Below are 13,690 nucleotides of genomic sequence, written 5' to 3'. Positions count from 1 at the left end.
GTGCCCACCCTCAGTGCCCCAGCCCGACCGGCATCAGCAGCGAGAAGCTGCTCTCGTCCTCCGGCCGGCGGATCGCCAGGGGCGCGGTGGGGGCGCCGAACTCCAGGATCAGCCGCTCCCTGGCTCCGGCCTCCAGGGCGTGCAGCAAGAAGTCGCGGTTGACGGCCACACGGTCCTGATCGTCGTCGCCGTCCTCGCAGACGATCACCGTGCCGTCGGCCGCGATCTTGAGCACGCTGAGTTCACCGGCCGCGCCGTCCGGCTCACGCGCCTCGCTCACGCGGACGGGGCCCGACTCCAGCGCGGCACGGAAGGCCGCCACGTCGACGGGGGCAGGACGACGCCCCGCGGGCAGTCGCACAAGGCGGCGGTAGTCGGGGAAGTCGTGCTCCGGGCACTGGCCGGCCGTCTGCCGGTCTCCCGCGTCCAGGGACACGCGGCCGTTTTCCACGGTCAGTCGGACGGACGCCTCGCCGCTCAGCAGCGCACGCATCGCGTCGGCGAGCGGGACGGGCACGATCACCTGCGTCCGGGGTCCGGTGTGCCCCGCGATCCCCGCCCGGCCGACGGCCATCCGGTACCGGTCGGTCGCCACGGCCCGGAGTTCCTCGCCCTCGATGTCGAACAGGACACCGCCGAGCATCGGAAGCTCCGGGTCCGTGCTGACGGCGAAACGGACCGTGTCCAGCGCGGCGGCCAGTTCTGCGGCGGAGACGGTGAAGCGGGTGGTGGCGGTGCGGAGGTCGGTCATGAGGTTCTCCTTGCGTTCGAGCAGTGCCAGGACGGCGGAGAACTCGCTGCGGGCATCGGCCAGTGCCCGTCCGAGAAGGCGCAGGTGTTCCCGAAGCAGCTTCCGAACCAGGTCGGTGTCCGCCCCGGACCAGCCGGCCAGCACCAGCCGGATGTCGGCCAGCGGCATGCCCGCCCGGCGCAACCGGGCCAGCAGCCGGGCCTCCTCCCTCTGCGCGGGGGCATACCACCGGTAGCCGGTCAGGGGATCCACCCGCTCCGGGGCCAGCACGCCGGCACGGTCGTAGAACCGCAGGGCGCTCACGCTCAGTCCGCTCTCCCGGGCCAGCTCGCCGATACTGCGCATCTCGCTCTCCACACCCGGGACTCTGGCCCCTCGACAAGGTCGAGGGTCAAACCGAGCCGTCCCGGGGGCCCGCTCACCGGGCAGGGCGGTCTCCGTCCGTCTCCGTCACCGAGCTCAGCGGCCGGGCGCGCACCGAGCGGCGCAGCCGTTCCAGCTTCTCCGGGAGCGGCTCCCATCCGTACTGGCCCGCCATGACGAAGTTGAGGGCGGTCATGCCCCGTACGTAGGCGCGCCGGATGCCCTGCGCGCGCAGCGGCAGCCCGGGCGGACCGGCGGAGGTGGCGACCAGCGAGACCCACAGGGCGTTCTTCGCCCCCTCCAGCGGGGCGACGAGTTCCCCGCGCACCGCCAGCCAGCGGCGCAGGGCCACGCCGGTACCCTCGCGCAGGGCGTACGTCTCGATGTGCGGCCCTGCGGGGAGCCGGTCCACCGCTTCGCGCACCGCCTGCTGGGTGGCCCTGGAGATACGCGCCTGCCCGGCACGGCCGTTCAGCACCCGGGAAACGGTGGTGCGGTCGGTGCCGGCGGCCGCGGCGATGTCCTCGAGCCGCAGATCGGACGCGTTCTGGGGCCGCCGCCGCACCTTGACGGTGCCTTCGTCGAGGTCGAGGTCGTCCAGCCGCATGCCCTCCAGTTCCCCGGAGCGCGGCGCCGCGTCCAGGACCACGGCCACCATGGCGAGCAGCCGGGTGCGGTCCTCGTAGGACAGGGCCGTGCCGTCGCGCTCCAGCGGACCGGCGCCGGCCATGTCGACCAGGCCCCTGTAGAGGGTGGTGAGTTGGCGGGGGGCGATGGTCTCCTTGGCCTCCTGCTGGGCGATGCTGGGCAGCGGTACCGGCTTTCCGGGGACGGCGGCCGCGGCGAGGATGCCCAGGCAGTCCCGCACGATGCGCTGGGAGGCGAGCGGCAGTGGTCTGCCGCGGTCCTGCTCGCGGTGCCGCAGCTCGCCTGCGACGGCCAGTTCCCAGTACGGGCGGAGGGCGGCCGGGGTGAACAGCTGCCGCACGCTGCGGCGGGCCCGGGTGGGGAGCGCCTCGCGGGCGAGGGCGCGGTCGTACATACCGGCGACCATGCGCAGCTGCCGGGTGCGTTCGGGCGAGACGCGGGCGGAGATCTCGTCGACGATGGCGTCGAGCTGGCGGAGGGAGACGGGACGGGGCGGCGCCGCGGTTCCGCGTCCGGCCACGGTGCCGCCGCCGGTGGTGGCGCTCATACGGTCGGGCTCCTGTCACCGGGTCTCCGGACGGTGGCGGTGGTCCGCGTGTCCGGGTCTCGCGTGCCGGTCGCTCGCCTCGGCGTCGCCTGCCCGGGCGTCGCTCGTGCGGTGACGGCTTGGGGTCTGCGCACGGAGTGCATGAACACGATGATCGGGCATCGCGGGAGGTGTTGTCAGCGGCGGGTGCGAGACTGGCAGAGCCGGCCGGGGAATCCCCGGCACCCACCGGCCCCGACCCGGCGTACGTCCGTCGCGAAAGTCCGGGAGTCGCAGAAGCTGCAGAAGTCGTGGAAGTTGCGGAAGTCACGGAAGGGGGCATGATGCGCAAGCAGCCGACCGCCGCCCAGCGCCGTCACATCGTCGCCGCCGATCCGGTGACCGGTCTGCTGCGGGGCCCCGAGGCACTGCTCGACGATCTCGTGGTCCAGCGGCTGGCGTTCCGTCACCCCCGGCCGCCGCGGCACCACTTCCTGACCCCGGCCGGGCACCGCCTCCGCGAGCAGCTGCTGCTGCTGCGGGAGGTTCCACAGGCCTCCCGGCCCGAGGCGGCGGCGGAGCGCGACCCCTCCGCGGGGGTCTTCGCGGCCCGTACGGGCACGGAGGCGGAGCCCGCCCCGGCCGGTCCCGCCCGGGTGCGTGAGGTGCACAGCGCGTGGCAGGGCCTGCTGGAGATGCGGCGGCTGACCAACGCGCAGGGCGAGGCGTCCCGGCCCTGCGCCTGGGAGCGCACGCATCTGGTGCCGGCGGCCGCGCTGGCGCTCGAGGCGGCGGGCTGCCGGCCGGATGACGGAAGCGGCGGTGGCTACCGGGTTACGGAGACCGCCCAGCCCGAGGCGGTCTCCGTAACCTGGCCCGGAGCCGGGGCCGACGCCGGGCTTCCCGCGTGCGCGGCCGCCCTGGAGCGGGCCGGCTGGCAGGCCGGCACCCACACCGACCGGCGCAGCGGCACCGCGTACCTGCTGGCCTCGCCGCGCCGCCGCTGACACCCGCGGTCCGGCCCGCGGGTGTCGAGGCGGACCGGCCGAGCAATGTGCCGCGTTCGAACAGGTTCGCCAGCCTCGACTCACCGCCGCCGGAACACGAGTTCATGCTTCCGCGCCGAGGTCATCGCTGCCAGCATCCGGGCGCCCTCCGTCTCGACCTCGTCCTCTTGGGCGCGGGTGAGCCCGGCGAAGGGCTCCACGGTCGGCGTCGCGGTCTCCTTGGTCTCGCGCAGTCCCCAGATCCCGGCGAGGAAGCCGTCGACGAAGAGCACCGGGAACGCCTGATTGCCCTGCCAGGTGCGGCCCCGGCAGGCGTCGGGCACGATCCGTGACCGGTCGGCGTGGGACAGGAACAGGTTGTCGAACTCGGGGACGAAGCGGGCCGGGGCGGGCGTGTCCGGGTCGGGCAGATGGCCGTTCTCGATGTCGTACAGCACCCTTCCCTTCGGGTCACGGAAAGTGCGCAGCGTCGGTGCGAGCCGGTCGACGACCTCACCGAGCCCGGTGAGGCCCGACCAGGTCTGCATGTCCCGTACCGAGGCGGGTCCGAACGCCGCGAGGTACCGCAGCAGGACGGGTTCAGGGTCCGGGTCGGCCTCGGGCACCCTGCCGAGCCGGCTCTCGACGGTCGTCAGGGCGACCCGGCCGCTTCTGCGCCACATCGCACGCGGGGTGACCTGGACCATCGGCAGTGCGCAGCGGGCCGCTCCGGACAGCGAGGCCGGGTCCTTGTCCGGCCGCTCCAGTGTCAGCCGCTCCCGGATCTCCTTCGTGGCGCGGGGGCGTTCCTCGACGAGCTCGCGGGTGAGCGCCACCGGCCGCTCCAGGTCGACACCGCCCAACCGGGCGACGAACATGCGCAGTTCCCTTTCGATCGCGGGCCGGCTGAGCGGGCGCAGTACAAGGGCGTCGCCCGCACCGACCAGATGGATCGTGGAGCGCATCGCCACAATCCTGACGACTTCCCTGGACCCGAGCAGTCCCGAGAGTTCCTCGGGGTCGAAGTCCGCGAGCCTCGACCAGAGTTGGTAGTAAGGGGCCTTGACGGCCTGGGCCTGCAGACCCACCAGGTGCTCGACCGCCTCCCCCGCGGTCATGCGGACCCGCTTCAGGAGCAACTGGCGTGCCAGAGTGGCCCGGTTCAGCGCACGGGTGCCGAGTACGACCGGCGTCTTGGTCATACCCCCCGCACTAAGGGCGATTGAGGCCATTACCTGTCCTCAATCATCCGGAGGCGCGGGAGCGGACCGATCCGCCGAACGGTGAACCGTTATTCGAACACATGTATCCGCCTCACCGCTTCTCCAAGGCAGCCCGGGCCGGCCGCGGATCATCGCGGCCTGGGCGATTGTGAGCCGTATTCGCGGCTTTCCAGGGCGCTGACGGGCCGAAATGTGCTGTGCGTTCTGGCTCGCACCGGGTCCGTGTGCTTCTCTGAGACAAAGAACGGCACCACCCGCCCGCACCGTGGTGAGACCGCACAGCCGTCGGGCGGGCGTGAGACACGTCCACATCCGCGGGCACGGGGACGACAGACCGCGGCCGATCAAACGGGGGCGCCTGTCCGATGGAGACGCCGGCAGTCGACGGGGAGTTCGACGTTCTGAACCTTTGCGGTGTGACTCCCGCGGAGCTCGACGCGTTGCCGGACAACGCGTTGGCCGAATCGCTGCGGCGCGTCGTGCGGGACACCATCGAGCGTACGCACACACAGGTGGCTTCGTTCGACTCAGCGATGTGACGCGGACTTGCGCGGCGACCCGGGTCGCCGCACTCCGGAGGCGGAGGTGGGCACGTGCGGGAGGTAAGGCCCTTCACCGAATGGGTGGTCAAGGTGGCCGGCCACTGCAACCTCGCATGCGACCACTGCTACGTCTACGAACTCCGTGACAGCAGTTGGAAGCACAAGCCTGCGGTCATGTCACCCGCCACTGCGCAGCGGCTGGCCGAGAGGATAGCCGAGCACGCCCGAAACCACGCGCTCCCATCCGTCCGGGTGGTGCTGCACGGCGGAGAACCGCTGCTGGCCGGCCGGGCGGCAATCGACCAGTTGGTGACAGCTGTAAGAGGCCACCTCGAAGGCGCGACGGAATGTACTATCTCCGTCCAGAGCAACGGAACGCTACTTACCCCTTCTTGGCTGGATACTTTCCGGCGGCACCACGTGTCTGTAGGTATAAGCCTCGACGGCGACCGCGAGGCGAACGACCTGCACCGGCGTCACAGGAACGGACGGAGTAGTCATGCCGCCGTTCAGAGGGGGATGGACCTGTTGAGGCGACCGGAGAACAGGGCGCTGTACTCAGGCCTGCTCTGCACCGTCGACCTCTCCAACGACCCTGTGCGCACCTACGAGGCCCTCCTCGGCCAGGAGCCTCCGGCCGTGGACTTCCTCCTCCCCCACGCGACGTGGGAATATCCGCCGCCGGGACACAGTCCGGGCCGGGGGCCGTACGGGCAGTGGCTGTTATCCGTCTTCGACCGCTGGTACTCCGCGCCGCGCCGGGAGACCGGAGTACGTATCTTCGAGGACATCATGGCGCTTGCCCTCGGCGGGAAGGCGGGGTCCGAGGCCGTCGGACTGGCCCCCTCGGGCTTCGTCGTGGTCGACACGGACGGCTCGATCGAGATGCCGGACTCCCTGAAGGCCGCCTATGACGGCGCCGCCGCCACCGGGCTCGACATCCATACGCACGACTTCGACACCGCCGCACGCGATCCCCGGATAGCCGCATCACGCGAAGGCGGCCTCGCCTCGCTCGCGGACAAGTGCCGGGGCTGCCCCGTGGTGCGGCTGTGCGGTGGCGGTCTCCGCGCCCATCGTTTCCACCCGCGCACGGGTTTCGCCAACCCGAGCGTCTACTGCGCCGATCTCGAGCTGCTCACGACCCACATCCGGGACCGTGTCGTCACCGATGCCAGGGAACTGTTAGGGAAGGCCTCATGACCGCCCTCGAAGCGCTCCGCACGGCCGCGCGCGACCCCGGCGGCCGGGCGGGACCCACACGCCGTGGCTTCTTCCGGCGTACGGCCCAACGGGTTCACCCCCGCGGCTGGGCCGGGACGGATTCCCCGGAACGGGTGACGCCCCGTAGAACCACCTCCCCGGCCCGCCCACCGCTCGACGCGTCACCGAGGCCGTTGAAGATCGTTGAACGGTCCGGCAATCCGCCATTCAGAGCAGAAGGGACCGGTTTGGACAGGTCACCACGGGCGCGCACTGTCGCCCCCTGGTGTGCAATGAGGGGCAAATCCCCGCACACGCATTGCATCCCGATCAGCCGAGGTGTGGAAGACGGTAGAGGGCGCGCCGACTTGTCCTCGCCCACGCTCTGGCCCGCATCGCCACCGGGCACGCCATGGGTTTTGGAGTCACCGTGAGCCACTTCTATCTGAGTCACGTCCGCAGGGTCGACGACGAGTGGGTGGCGGCCTTCTTCCGCGACCTGTGCGCGGCGGTCGCCAAGCGCGTCGGCCGTGCCCCGGAGAACGTGGGAGTCCGGGGCGACAGCCACTCGTCCGACCCCCAGCTCGACCGGCTCGGCCGTGCCACCACTCTGGTCGCCCTGCTCTCACCGCGGTACTTCAGCCAGTCCTACTGCGTCGCCGAATGGTCGTACTTCCAGCAGCGCGTCGACGTGAACTGGTCACGCACCGGGCGGCGCGTCGATGCCATCGTCCCGGTGATGTGGGAACCATGTCCCGAGGACGCTGCGGACACCGGCGCCGTGCATCCCGCCCTGTCCGTGGCCTCGGATGCGTACCGACGGGACGGCGTACTGCATCTGCTGCGCCTCAGAGCCCGTTACGGTGCCGACTACGACATGGTGGTCGAGGCCGTGGCCGACCGGGTGAGCGCCGTCAGGGAACGACTGCCCGAGGTGCACGGTTTCACGTCGGCCGGAAGTCCCGAGGCCTTACGTGTCCCCGCGCGTCCGCCGAGCCGGGCCGTCAGCTTCGTGATGGCCGCCGTGGCCGAGCACGAACTCCCCGCCGAGCGCCGCTCCCGCCAGTACTACGGGCAGAGCCCGCTCGACTGGTCCCCCTACGTACCCGGCAACAGCGACGCACTGGTCTCCCTGGTGAAGGACACCGCCACGACGCTGGACTTCAGCCCGACCGTGCTGCCGCTCGACGACCGGGCGGTCGAGCAGGTCGGGACCGAGGGGGACCAGGACCGGCTGGTCGTCCTCCTGGTGGACGCGTGGGCGGCCGGACTGCGTGAGAAACAACGACTGCTGGCGGCCGTGGACGAGCGGTCACCCGAGTCGACGACGGTGCTGGAACCCCGCAACGAGGACGACACGGAGACGGCTGAGAGTGCCCCCGAGCTGGACCGGACCCTGGACCGGACGCTGCCGCTGCTGCGGAAGAGCGTCAGTGAGTTCCAGCGGTGGGGACTGCCCGACGCGGAGAAGTTCACCGCGGCGCTGCGCAAGGCACTGATCCGGGCGCAGAACGACGCCATGAAGTCCACCGGGGCCGAACGGCACCCGGCTCCGTCCGCCGACGACCTCGATACATTTCCATTGCTGGGAAGGCGTTCTTCATGATTCACGACCCGGGTGACGCCGGCACCCAGGAGTCCGGCAAGGTCGTCACGTTCTACAGCTTCAAGGGCGGTACCGGCCGCACCATGGCGCTGGCCAATGTCGCATGGATCCTGGCGAGCAACGGCAAACGCGTCCTGGCGATGGACTGGGACCTGGAGGCGCCGGGACTGCACCGCTACTTCGCGCCATTCCTCGGGGACCCCGAACTCGACTCCACGCTCGGCGTCATCGACCTGGTGCGCGGCTTCGACCTGCTCAGTCCCCGCCCGACGGGGGACGGCTATGCCGACCACGCCAGGGTGGAGCGCTTCGGCTCGACCCTCAGGTGGGACTTCCCGCAAGGCGGCTTCGTCCACTTCGTCTCCTCGGGCCGCAGGACCCCCGAGTATTCCGACACGATCAACACCTACGACTGGCGCGGTTTCTACGAACGGCGCAACGGCAAGGCGTTCCTCACCGCAATGCGTGAGGACATGCGGCACAACTACGACTACGCGCTCATCGACAGCCGGACCGGCTTCAGCGACACCTCCGGCATCACCACGCTCGTTCTGCCCGACGTGCTCGTGAACTGCTTCACGCTCAACACCCAGTCGGTGGACGGTGGCGCCGACGTCGCCCAGGACGTGAAGCGTGCCGCTCCGCACGTGCGGATCCTTCCCGTGCCGATGCGTGTCGAGGACGCCGAGAAGGAGAAGCTGGAAGCGCGCCGCAAGCACGCCAGGGACCGTTTCCAGCAGTTCCTGAAGGACACTCCCATGGCGGCGGACCCCGACGGGTACTGGGGATCGGTCGAGATTCCCTACAAGCCGTTCTACGCCTACGAAGAGGTCCTGGCGACCGTCGCCGAACTGCCCCGCCAGCCCAGGACCCTGCTCGCCGCCTACGAGCGGCTCACCGCGGCCATCACGGACGGCGCGGTCACAGCCGTCCGGCCGATCGAGGAACCGGTGCGCAGGCAGTTGCTGAACCGCTTCCAGCAGGCGGGATCATCCGGCACCGGAGCCCTGCCCCGCGTGCGGATCGACTACGCGCTGCGCGACGGCGCCTGGGCGGAGTGGATCTCGGCGCAGCTCCAGGCCTCCGGAGTGGGCGTGACCCTGCGCGGCAGCAGCCCGTCGACCGGCATCTCGTCGGCCGAGCAGGACAGCGCCGACGTGGTCATCGCCCTGCTGTCACCGGACTTCGTCACCACACCGGTGGCGGACGAGGTACGTGAACTCTCCGCGCTGCCCGACGGTCCGAGAATCATCGGCGTGCGCACCCGCGATCACACCGTCGACGCCTCGCTGACGCGGCTGCCCGGAATCTCGCTCGTCGACCTGCCGGCCGAGCAGGCACTCACCCAGATCTTCGCGCTGCTCGACCTCAGCGCGCCGGCCTCGGCCGTGCCCTCCGGCCCGGCCTACCCGGGGCTCGTACCCGGGATCTTCAACGTGCCGGCCCGCAACAACGCCTTCACCGGCCGGGACGTGCTGCTCAGCCACCTGAGGTCCCAGCTGAGTGCCAACGCGCTGCGCGTGGACACGCCCACGGACCGGGTCTTCCTGTACGGACTGGGCGGCATCGGCAAGACACAGGTCGCCCTGGAGTACGTGCACCGGTACGGGTCGCAGTACGACATCGTGCACTGGATCTCGGCCGAGCAGCCGCACCAGATCCCACGGCGGCTGGCCGAGCTGGGCGCCCAGCTGAACCTGCCCGGGGAGACCGTCGACGACCGGGTGCAGGCCACTCTGACGGCGTTGCGTGGCGAGGCGCCGGACTGGGGCGGGAAGCGCTGGCTCCTCGTCCTGGACAACGTGGAGAGCCAGGGCCCGGGCGATGCGGCCGAACAGCTGGAGCCGTACCTTCCGCTGCACGGTCCGGGGCATGTCATCATCACCGCCCGGCGCTCTCCCCAGACTGGCGCGGCGGTCGCGGTGGAGGTCGACGCCTTCACCCGGGCGGAGAGCGTCGCTCTGCTGCGCCGCGGGGTGGACGGTCTGTCCCGGCAGGACGCCGACCGGATCGCCGAGGAGCTGGGGGATCTGCCGATGGCCGTGGAACTCGCCGCTGCCTGGCTGCGCCAGACGGCCATGCCCGTGGAGACGTACCTCCATCAGGTGCGCAGCCGGGTCAGCACGGTCCTGTCCGCCGGCGAGGGGGACAACGGAGCGGACGAGCAGCAATCACTGACCGCTGTGTGGCGGCTCTCCGTGGACCGGCTGGAACAAGAGCGCCCGGCGGCCGTACGCCTGCTGGAGCTGTGCTCCTTCTTCTCGCCCGAGCCGATCTCCCGTTCCCTGCTCTACAGCGACGGAATGCGCAACCACCTGGCCGAGGAGGCCGGGGACAACGCCGTACTCGACCCCATGATGACCGGGCACCTCATCCGGGACCTGGGCCGCTACGCCCTGGCCAGAGTGGACCAGCGCGGCCAGTCCATCCAGGTGCACCGGCTGGTCCAGGCCGCGGTCCGGGAGTGGCTCGCCGAGGAGCCGGAACGGCTGGACCGGACCCGGCACCGGGCCCACCTGGTCCTGGCCCGCGCCCTGCCCTCGGCCTCATTGCTGGAGGACAGCACCGAGGCCCGTCAGCGGTTCGCGGAGTTGCTGCCGCACCTCGAGCCCTCCGGCGCCATCAGCAGCAGCGACCCCCGGGTGTGCGAGTGGATCGTGCGACAGGTGCGCAATCTGTGGCGGATCGGCGACCACCGTGCCGCCATCTCACTGGGGCGCAAAGCACGGGCCGGCTGGTCCGAATCGCTGGGCAGCGACCACCAGCTCACGCTCAGGCTCGCCGCCCAGCTCGCCAATCCGCTGCGGTCACTGGGCCGCTTCAAGGATGCCTACGAGCTTGACAGCGACACCTTGCACCGGCAGCAGGAACTGCTGGGCCATGCCCATCCATACACCCTGATCACAGCTCGCAATTACGGCGCCGACCTGCGTGGTCTCGGGCGCTACCCGGAGGCCTACGAATCGGACGAGGAGACGTACCGGCTCTACCGGGAGAGCCCGGACTTCGGTCCCGACCACGACGACACCCTGCGGGCCGCCAACAACCTCGGGGTCTCGCTGAATCTCGTGGGCCGTCCGGCCGAGGCACTGAAGATGGCCACGGACACATACCAGAAATGGCGTCAGACGTTCGGGCCACAGCACCGGTCGACCTGGCTGGCCGCCAACGGTGTCGCCCTCGACCGCAGGGAGACCGGTGACTACCAGGCCTCCCTCGATCTCCTCATCGAGATCCGCAGGCGGCTGGTGGCCCACTTCGGCGAGCAGTCGGAAGACATCCTGCGCACGGACGCCTCACTCGCCGTGACGCGCCGCAGGCTCGGCGAGTACGCGGCGGCCGAGGCCCTGAGCCGTACCACCCTCGACTCCTACCGGCGCAGGTACGGCGAGGCGCATCCGGACACCCTGTCCTGTGCGGCGAACCTGGCCTGCGATCTGCTCGCCCTCTCGGCGGCGAACCCGTCGAAGGCGGCGGAGGCACACGCACTCGGCACCGAGAACCACCGGCAGTACCGCGCGATGCTGGGCGAACGTCACCCGTTCACCCTCGCCTCGGCCTCGAACCTGGTCGTCATCCACCTGCGTGGAGGACGGCTGGACGAGGCCCTGGACCTCGCCGACGAGACGCTGCCCGCGCTGATGGAGGTACTCGGCGAGAACCACCCCGCCACGATCGCCTGCCGGGCGAACCGCGCCGGAGTGCTGGCGGCCAGGGAGCGGTACGAGGAGGCCCTGGAGCAGGACCGTATGGCGTACGACGCCTACCGGGAGCTCTACCGGGAGCATCATCCGCGTGTGCTCTGCGCCCAGTTCAACACGGTCCTGGACCGGCATCTGGGCGGGGACCAGGAGGCGGCGGCGCAGGAGCTGGGGAAGATCGTCCTGGAGGCGGAGCGGGAGTTCGGACCGCGGCACCCCACCTGCCGCACGATGGCCGCCCGGCAGCGGATCGACTTCGATCTGGAGATGCCGCCCATCTGACCGGGGGCCGATGGAGGAAGCAGGACCGGGAGGAGACAGGCGGGAGGAGTGCAGATCAATTGCTCCAGGAGGTGCCGTACTTGCGTACGAACCTCCGCACGGTGCGGTTCATCTCCTCCTCCCGCGGCTCCGGGAGGCCTTCCAGTTCGGTGTGCGGACCGGCCGCCCCCACCAGTGCTCCGTCGACGACGAAGAGGAACAGGATGCCGACCGGGAACTCGGCTCCGAGCCGGGCTACCAGGTCGGGGTCGGGCGGATGCGGCACGATCACCACGACCGGGCCGAACTCGTGCTCGTGTTCCCGGAGCGTCTCGTCGTCGTACACGTCGATCTGGTCCTCGAGGAAGTCCCGGATTCCCTCCACCAGGCCGTCCAGGACCCCCGCCCCGGCCGTGATCGGGGCGACGAAGTGGTCCCAGGGCAGCGGCTGTTCACTGACCCGGTGAACGTAGCGCCGTGCGGTGTCGGTGAACCGTGCGGGCAGGACCGCGACCCGCGGTGCCTCGTCCTGCACCGTTTGGTGCATACGGGCCGCGTCGGCGGCGGGCACCCTGGCGTGCGTCACGCTGAGCTCGATCAGTTCCCGCGAGGCGGTGGACGCCTGGAGTGGGAGCAGTTCGGTCAGCGCGGAGCGCAACGGGTCGTTTCCAGGCGCACTCTGACGCTCCATCAGTAGTCCGGTGGCGACGCGGTGGCGAATCAGTGGGGACAGCATCTCCGCCGGCATGCCCAGAGTGGCGCTGGCCCGGTTCAGGGTCGGCTCGTCCACGTCGCGCAGGTGGTGGACGACCCGGTGGTGGACCTTGGAGCCGTTCAGGCCGACCCGGATCAGTTCGAGCTGGGGAGCGATGTCCCTCCGGATGGCCTCCAGGTCACCGTCGTCCGGCCAGTCGACGGTCTGCCGTCTGGTGGGGTTGAGGGAGCCGAGCCGGCTCTTCTCCAGGGTGTCGCGGTCGACCTCGGGCAGCATGAGCAGCATCACCGGGAAGCCATCGTGGCGGTTGCGCAGTTCGGCCATGGCGAGCTCGTTCTGGACGTGCGGCGACATGATGGCGTGGGCCGAGACGATCAGGAGCATGCCGTGGGCGCTGCCCATGCCGTCGGAGATGGCCTCCATCCAGTCCTGTCCGGGGACGAGCGACTCCCTGTCCACGACGATGGGCTCGCAGTCGAGCTCGCGCAGCACTTGCATCACGGCGCGGCGCGCGGGCCAGCAGTTGCAGTCGCAGCCGTTGGGTTCACTGCGACTGAGAAACACGTGGGGACGGAACATCGGACTCCTCGCGCTGAGCGGAGCTGAAACGTCAGCCGGTGCGCGGGCCGGGTCGGCCCGCCGGCGGCGGTTGGGGGACGGGGGTGTCCCGGACGCGGAACCACCGGGTGCGGCCGGGGTCCAGGGTTACGGGGAAGGCGCCACTGGACGGCCGTACGGTCGCCGTGGGCCACGCGCCGGACGGTTCGACGGGGTCGTCCGTGGCGATCTCGACCAGCTCCGACTCCGTTCCGCGCGCGGGCAGGTGAACGGTGACGGGCAGGTCCGACTCACTGGTGACGCACAGCACGGACTGCCCGGCGTGGTGCCGCCGTACGGCGGTGACGCGGGGCTCACCGGTCGGGACGAACCACACGTCGCCGTGGCGCAGGGCGAGCTGGCCGGCACGGGCGGCCAGCAGCCCGCGCAGTGCCCTCAGTTCGTGCTCCCCGGAGGCGACGACGGCGTACGGCACCTCGTGGCAGCCGGGGAGGGCCAGCAGTCGGCATGCCAGGGCGCGCGGAATCGCCCCCGAAGTACGCGGAGACGACGGGCTGGAGTTCTTTGGTGAGCACCCGGCGGGCCAGGGCTGTGCCTGTCTTAGCCT

At 70.8% G+C, this 13,690-nt stretch carries 9 protein-coding genes and 1 pseudogene; 5 read left to right on the top strand and 5 right to left on the bottom strand.

Going from position 1 to position 13,690, the window contains the following annotated elements:
• Window positions 1–10: 10 nt before the first annotated feature.
• Together GUY61_RS24145 and GUY61_RS40420 are read right to left on the bottom strand one after the other, a co-directional pair.
• A complete protein-coding gene (locus tag GUY61_RS24145) occupies window positions 11–1,096 on the bottom strand; it encodes a MerR family transcriptional regulator (protein WP_166632343.1) in 1,086 nt (361 codons plus the stop codon).
• A gap of 73 nt (window positions 1,097–1,169) precedes the next feature.
• Window positions 1,170–2,309, bottom strand: coding sequence for a LacI family DNA-binding transcriptional regulator (locus GUY61_RS40420; protein WP_166632342.1), 1,140 nt, complete (start codon window positions 2,307–2,309; stop codon window positions 1,170–1,172).
• Between the two features lie 323 nt (window positions 2,310–2,632).
• On the opposite strand from GUY61_RS40420, the gene GUY61_RS24135 reads away from it, so the two are divergent.
• Entirely contained in the window at window positions 2,633–3,295 is a 663-nt protein-coding gene (locus GUY61_RS24135) for a hypothetical protein (protein WP_166632345.1), read from the top strand.
• Window positions 3,296–3,375: 80 nt separating this feature from the next.
• Here GUY61_RS24135 and GUY61_RS24130 read toward each other — a convergent pair whose 3' ends face one another.
• Window positions 3,376–4,476: a winged helix DNA-binding domain-containing protein gene (locus GUY61_RS24130; protein WP_166632341.1), complete on the bottom strand. Its 1,101-nt coding sequence runs from the start codon at window positions 4,474–4,476 to the stop codon at window positions 3,376–3,378.
• A 386-nt stretch (window positions 4,477–4,862) separates the two neighbouring features.
• Between GUY61_RS24130 and fxsA the strand changes: the two genes are divergently transcribed.
• The 4 genes from fxsA (at window position 4,863) to fxsT (ending at window position 11,831) form a co-directional block, all read left to right on the top strand.
• Entirely contained in the window at window positions 4,863–5,036 is a 174-nt protein-coding gene (gene fxsA / locus GUY61_RS24125; RefSeq protein ID WP_166632340.1) for an FxSxx-COOH cyclophane-containing RiPP peptide, read from the top strand.
• Window positions 5,037–5,090: 54 nt separating this feature from the next.
• Window positions 5,091–6,242 carry an FxsB family cyclophane-forming radical SAM/SPASM peptide maturase gene (locus GUY61_RS24120; RefSeq protein ID WP_313896831.1) on the top strand — a complete coding sequence of 384 codons (1,152 nt, stop codon included), beginning with the start codon at window positions 5,091–5,093 and terminating at the stop codon, window positions 6,240–6,242.
• A gap of 430 nt (window positions 6,243–6,672) precedes the next feature.
• Window positions 6,673–7,848, top strand: a complete 1,176-nt coding sequence (gene fsxC, locus GUY61_RS24115) for an FxsC protein (protein ID WP_166632339.1) — start codon at window positions 6,673–6,675, stop codon at window positions 7,846–7,848.
• Entirely contained in the window at window positions 7,845–11,831 is a 3,987-nt protein-coding gene (gene fxsT / locus GUY61_RS24110) for an FxSxx-COOH system tetratricopeptide repeat protein (RefSeq protein WP_166632338.1), read from the top strand. The genes fsxC and fxsT overlap by 4 nt, the downstream gene beginning before the upstream one ends.
• Window positions 11,832–11,886: 55 nt before the next feature.
• Here the strand turns inward: fxsT and GUY61_RS24105 are convergent, their stop codons facing one another.
• Both GUY61_RS24105 and GUY61_RS24100 read right to left on the bottom strand, forming a co-directional pair.
• A complete protein-coding gene (locus GUY61_RS24105; protein WP_313896829.1) occupies window positions 11,887–13,089 on the bottom strand; it encodes a toll/interleukin-1 receptor domain-containing protein in 1,203 nt (400 codons plus the stop codon).
• 46 nt (window positions 13,090–13,135) lie between these two features.
• Window positions 13,136–13,690, bottom strand: a pseudogene (locus GUY61_RS24100) (alpha-glucosidase C-terminal domain-containing protein); the annotation flags it as partial.

Origin of the sequence: Streptomyces sp. GC420 (genome assembly GCF_009916105.1) — a bacterium.
Lineage (GTDB): Bacteria > Actinomycetota > Actinomycetes > Streptomycetales > Streptomycetaceae > Streptomyces.
This window is presented reverse-complemented; position numbering and strand designations above follow the sequence as displayed.

Coding starts and splice junctions, on each gene's coding strand:
- GUY61_RS24145 (WP_166632343.1), bottom strand. CDS start 1,096: ATGCGCAGTATCGGCGAGCTGGCCCGGGAGAGCGGACTGAGCGTGAGC.
- GUY61_RS40420 (WP_166632342.1), bottom strand. CDS start 2,309: ATGAGCGCCACCACCGGCGGCGGCACCGTGGCCGGACGCGGAACCGCG.
- GUY61_RS24135 (WP_166632345.1), top strand. CDS start 2,633: ATGCGCAAGCAGCCGACCGCCGCCCAGCGCCGTCACATCGTCGCCGCC.
- GUY61_RS24130 (WP_166632341.1), bottom strand. CDS start 4,476: ATGACCAAGACGCCGGTCGTACTCGGCACCCGTGCGCTGAACCGGGCC.
- fxsA (WP_166632340.1), top strand. CDS start 4,863: ATGGAGACGCCGGCAGTCGACGGGGAGTTCGACGTTCTGAACCTTTGC.
- fxsT (WP_166632338.1), top strand. CDS start 7,845: ATGATTCACGACCCGGGTGACGCCGGCACCCAGGAGTCCGGCAAGGTC.